The 5095-nt window shown below is 74.3% G+C and carries 6 protein-coding genes; all 6 read right to left on the bottom strand.

What is annotated here, in order from left to right; translation table 11 throughout:
• Positions 1–98: 98 nt before the first annotated feature.
• On the bottom strand, positions 99–899 hold the full coding sequence (locus tag AB0I91_RS37340; RefSeq protein ID WP_498783570.1) for an ABC transporter permease: 801 nt from the start codon (positions 897–899) through the stop codon (positions 99–101).
• Complete coding sequence (locus AB0I91_RS37335; protein WP_498783568.1) at positions 896–1849, bottom strand: ATP-binding cassette domain-containing protein; 954 nt, start codon at positions 1847–1849, stop codon at positions 896–898. The genes AB0I91_RS37340 and AB0I91_RS37335 overlap by 4 nt, the downstream gene beginning before the upstream one ends.
• A complete protein-coding gene (locus AB0I91_RS37330; RefSeq protein ID WP_498783566.1) occupies positions 1846–2406 on the bottom strand; it encodes a hypothetical protein in 561 nt (186 codons plus the stop codon). Before AB0I91_RS37330 ends, AB0I91_RS37335 begins: the two co-directional genes overlap by 4 nt.
• A gap of 66 nt (positions 2407–2472) precedes the next feature.
• A complete protein-coding gene (gene fabI / locus AB0I91_RS37325) occupies positions 2473–3297 on the bottom strand; it encodes an enoyl-ACP reductase FabI (protein WP_499641074.1) in 825 nt (274 codons plus the stop codon).
• A gap of 3 nt (positions 3298–3300) precedes the next feature.
• Entirely contained in the window at positions 3301–4281 is a 981-nt protein-coding gene (locus AB0I91_RS37320) for a TauD/TfdA family dioxygenase (RefSeq protein WP_498783563.1), read from the bottom strand.
• 11 nt (positions 4282–4292) lie between these two features.
• Positions 4293–5066 carry a thioesterase II family protein gene (locus AB0I91_RS37315; RefSeq protein ID WP_499641072.1) on the bottom strand — a complete coding sequence of 258 codons (774 nt, stop codon included), beginning with the start codon at positions 5064–5066 and terminating at the stop codon, positions 4293–4295.
• Between the last annotated feature and the right edge of the window lie 29 nt (positions 5067–5095).

Genomic DNA, 5095 nt, shown 5'->3' with positions numbered 1-5095 from the left:
CGGGGGGGGGACCGGGCGCCGGGCCGGGCGGCGCCCCGCCGGGGGCGCGGGGCGTTCGGGGGCCCGGCGCCCCGCCCCACCTACCGCCGTAGGACCGCTCACCGGGCGGCGACCCGCCGGTAGGCGCGCATGCTCAGCGGCACGAACACCGCCACGATCAGCAGCGACGACAGCCACGCGTAGGTCAGCGCGTGGTCGTCGGGCCACGAGCCGGACACGACGTCCAGCCCCGGCACGGTGTTGCCGAACAACCCGCGCACCGCGTTGATCACGGCGGTCAGCGGGTTCCACTCGGCGATCACGCGCAGCGGGCCCGGCATCGACTCCTCCGGCACGAACCCGGACGACACGAACGTCAGCGGGGTCAGCCAGATCAGGCCGGCGCTCTGCGCGGCCTCCGGGCTCGGCGAGACCAGCCCGATGAGCGCCCCGATCCACGACATGGCGAACGCGAACACCAGCAGCACCAGGAACGCCAGCACCGCGTCCAGGAAGCTGCCGCGCACCCGCCAGCCGATGAGCAGGCCGCACAGGCACGTCACGAGCATCGCCACCACGCTCACCGCCAGGTCGGACAGCGTGCGGCCGACCATCACCGACACACCGGACATCGGCAGCGACCGCAGCCGGTCGATGAAGCCCTTGCGCAGGTCCGTCGACAGGCCGATGACGGTGAACGCGGAGTTGAACGCCAGCGTCTGCACCAGGATGCCCGCCAGCAGGTACTCGCGGTACGCCGCGCCGCCGAGCAGGCCGCCGAACACGAACCCGAACAGCAGCACGAACATCACCGGCTGCACCACCGCGGCGAACGCCCAGTCGACGCTGCGCCGGACGTGCAGCAGGTTGCGCCAGGCGATCATCCAGCCGTCGACGGCCACCTTGGCCACTGCGGTCACGAGTCCTCCCCGTCGTCGGCGCGGTCGGTGAGCATCAGGAACACGTCGTCCAGCTTGGGCCGGTGCAGCGACACGTCGAGCACCCGCACGTCCCGCGCGTCCAGCCGCTGCAACGCCTCCATCAACGTCTTCGGGCCGACGTGCACCAGCACGTGCGCCCGGCGCAGGTGCTCGTCCACCACGGGCTCGGCCGCGCCGACCTCGGCGAGCACGCGGGTCAGCTCGGGCAGGTCCGCGTGGTCGGCGACGACGATCTCCAGGCGTTCGCTGCCGACGCGGGCCTTCAGCTCGTCGGACGTGCCCCGCTCCACCACCCGACCCCGGTCGATCACCACGATCGAGTCGGCCAGGTGGTCGGCCTCCTCCAGGTACTGGGTCGTGAGCAGCACGGACGCGCCGTCGTCCACGAGCCGCCGCACCATCTCCCAGGTGTCCAGGCGCGACCGCGGGTCCAGGCCCGTGGTCGGCTCGTCCAGCACCACCACCGGTGGCCGGGCGACGAGCGCGCCCGCCAGGTCGAGCCGCCGCCGCATGCCGCCCGAGTAGGTGCGCAGCAGCCGGGACGCGGCCTGCTCCAGCCGGAACAGCGCCAGCAGCTCCCGGGCCCGCGCCCGCGCCGCGGCGGCCTTGTAGCCGTACAGCCTGCCGACCAGGTACAGGTTCTCGTACCCGGTCAGGCTCTCGTCCACGGCCGCGTACTGCCCGGACAGGCCGATGCTGCGGCGCACGTCGGCCGACTGCGAGACCACGTCGAAGCCGGCCACGCGGATGTCGCCCGCGTCCGGCCGCAGCAACGTCGTCAGCACCCGCACCATCGTGGTCTTGCCGGCGCCGTTGGGGCCCAACAACCCCAGCACCGTCCCGGTGGGCACGGTCAGGTCCACGCCGTCGAGGGCGCGGTGCGCCTTGTACGACTTGACGACGCCTCGCGCCTCGACGGCTGCGGTCACCGCTCCTCCTCCGTGTGGTCGTCCGCCCCGACCGGCGCCCTGGGCGGGAACAGCGTCACGCGCACCGGCCAGCCGACGAGCCAGATCGCGGTGACGGCGGCGAGCTGGATCTCGAAGTTCCACAGCTCGACCGTGCTCGGCCCGCCGATCAGGAACATCACCAGCGTCAACGCCGACGAGATGGCCAGCGCCGCGAGGCAGCGCAGCCACATCGCCCACTCGTGGTGCTGCCGCGCCCGGCCGTGCCGGGGCGGGCGCGCCGGTGGCGGGCCGCCGGCGAAGCGGTGCGCGAACCACGCGTCCGCCCGCCGCACCAGGTGAGGGCCGAACGCCACGCTGATGCCCAGGTAGGCCGCGGCCAGGCTGTGCGTCATGCCCGGCGTGCCGCCCGTGCGCAGGTCGACGGCGCACGCCACCACCAGCACCAGGTCGACCACCGGCACGCCCAGCAGCAGCACGCCGCCGAGGCGGGGCATCCGCAGCGCGTACCGGGCGAGCAGCCCCGAGGCCAGCACGACCCAGAAGGCGATCTCGCACGCCACGATCAGGTACAGCACGAACGGGTCCTGCCCCGCCTGTGCTCGAAGCCCTTGAGCCGGCACCGGGAACCCCATCCCCCGTGATCACGAGCCCGCCGACGGGGACGGCGCCGTGACGGGGACACCGGGCCGGTCCCCGATCACGTGCGCGCCGCCGTCGACGTGGACGATCTCGCCGGTCGTCGCGGGGAACCAGTCCGACAGCAGGGCCACGCACGCGCGGGCGACGGGCGTGAACTCCTGGTCGTCCCAGCCCAGCGGCGACTTGCCGTGCCACCGCAGGCCTTCACGGCGGGCGGCCTCGTCCCCGCCCGGCCCGATCGCGACGGCCGCGGTGGTGCGCAGCGGACCGGCGGCGACGAGGTTGACGCGGATGCCGTCGCGGCCGAGGTAGGACGCCAGGTACCGGGCGCAGGACTCCAGCGCCGCCTTCGCCACGCCCATCCAGTCGTACTCGGCGTAGGCGTGCGAGGCGTCGAAGTCCAGGCCCACCACCGAACTGCCCGGCCGCAGCATCGGCCGCACGGCACGCACGAGCGCCTGCAACGAGTAGGCGGAGACGTGGAACGCGGGCGCGACGTCGTCCCACCGCGCGGTGAGGAAGTTGCCGCCGAGCGCTTCGGCCGGCGCGTAGGCGACGGAGTGCAGCACGCCGTCGATCCGGTCCGCGTGCGCGGCGATCCGGGTCGGCAGGGACGCGAGGTGCTCGGCGTCGGTGACGTCCAGCTCCACCACCGGCGCGGGTGACGGCAGGCGTTGCGCGAGCCGTTCCACCAGCCGCACCCGGCCGTAGGCGGTGAGGACGACGTTCGCGCCTTCCTCCTGCGCCAGGCGTGCCACGTGGTAGGCGATGGAGTTCGGCGTGAGCACGCCCGTGACGAGCAGGGTCTTGCCCTTCAGCAGGTCCACGGCTCAGCTCTCCAGCACGTAGCCGTCACCGGGGCGGTGGCCCCGGGAGCGGCGGAGGTCGGCGAAGACGAACGTGCGCTGCAGCCAGCGGTCCGCGCCGTCGTAGCGCGGGGTGAACGCCGACCGGCCGTGCACGGTGACCCGGTTGTCCACGATCGCCAGGTCGCCCGCGGTCAGCCGCAGCGCGTTGAACGAGTTGTCGAACAGCTCGCCCAGCTCGGCCATCGCCGCGACCGCGCGTTCGGTGACGGGCCGGGTGGCCGCCTGGTCGATGCACAGGTCCGGGTCGTCCGCGTCGCCGTGCAGCACGGCTCGCGGCGGCACCTCGCCGGACGTCGCGCCGAACGAGGGCGGCGGCGCGGTGACGAACTCCGCCGACGACAGCGCCGAGCGGGCCTGCTCGCCCAGCTTCGGCAGCACCTGGCGCGAGCACACCAGCCGCAGCTCGGCGATCCGCTCGTGGTCCGGCCGCACGCACCCCAGCAGCACGAAGTCGGGCCGGTGCTGGTGGAAGGCGTTCTCGGTGTGGAACGTCAGGTGCGCCGACCCGACGTTGCCCTGCACCTCCTCCTTGCCCGGCACCGGCACCACGTTCTGCACCAGCGCGCCGGACTTCTCCGCCCGGAACGCGCCCGGGTCGCCGAGGCCGTGCGCCACGAGCACGAGCACGGCGGCGGACACCGTCGCCTCGCGCACCACGGAGCCCTCGGCCTTCGGCGTCGGCGGGAGGTTGTCCTCGTCCACGGGCAGGTTGCGCAGCAGCAGCGCGCCGCCCGCGCCCGAGTCGCGGCGGAACTCCTTGAGCGCGTGCCGCAGCGTCGCGGGCGCGTCCTCCCACGCCCGCCGTGCGGCGGCCACCCACTCGGGGCTGTCGAGCCGCCCGCCGGCCACGTCCAGCAGGTCGCGGGCGATCCGGTCGAGCCACTCGTGCTCGACGGCGTCCAGCGTGGCGGTGGTCAGCGTGTCTTCGTTGGCCAACAACATGTCCCTCACCCTCAGTGGGTCGTCACCGGGCGGACCCGCCCGAGCTGTGCGGAGATCGCCCCGAGCAGGGCGGTCGGGTCGTGCCGGAAGTAGAAGTGGCCGCCGTCGAACGCGCGGTGCTCGCGCAGCTCGCCGGACGCGGCGAGGTCGCGCCACGCCTCGCCGCCGTCCGCGTCGACGTCCGGGTCGGCGTCGCCGCGGTAGACCACGAGCGGCGTGGCCACGGGCGGTGGCGCGGCGGGCGCGTACCGCTCGATGAGCCGGTAGTCGGCGCGGATCATCGGCAGCAGCAGGTCGCGCAGGTCGGGGCTGCCCAGCGCGGCGGCGTCGGCGCCGGACACGCGGGTGATCTCGGCGACGAGCGCGTCGTCGTCCCGGGTGTGCAGGTCGCCGGGCGTGCGGCGGTGCGGCGCGGTGAACCCGGAGGCCACGAGCAGGGCCGGCGGGTGGCCGCGCTCCTCGCACCGCCGGGTCACCTCGTAGGCGATGGCCGCGCCCATGCTGTGCCCGAACAGCACGACGGACCGGTCGGACAGCGGCGCGAGGACGTCGGCGAGCACGTCGGCCATCACCTCCATGTCGTCGACCGGCTCGTCGACGAGGCGTTCCTCCCGGCCGGGGTACTGCACGACGCGCACCTCGACCGACGCGGGCAGCCGCCCGCCCCAGTCGCGGTAGTAGCTCGCCGATCCGCCCGCGTGCGGCAGGCACACGAGGGTCGTCGCGGCCGACGGCCGGGGTGTGCGCGTGCGCAGCCAGCGGTCGGCGGTGGTCGTGGCCGCCATGCGCGCCTCCTTGTCGTAGACGGGTCTGC

The sequence above is a fragment of the Actinosynnema sp. NPDC049800 genome (genome assembly GCF_040656635.1).
Lineage (GTDB): Bacteria > Actinomycetota > Actinomycetes > Mycobacteriales > Pseudonocardiaceae > Actinosynnema.
This window is presented reverse-complemented; position numbering and strand designations above follow the sequence as displayed.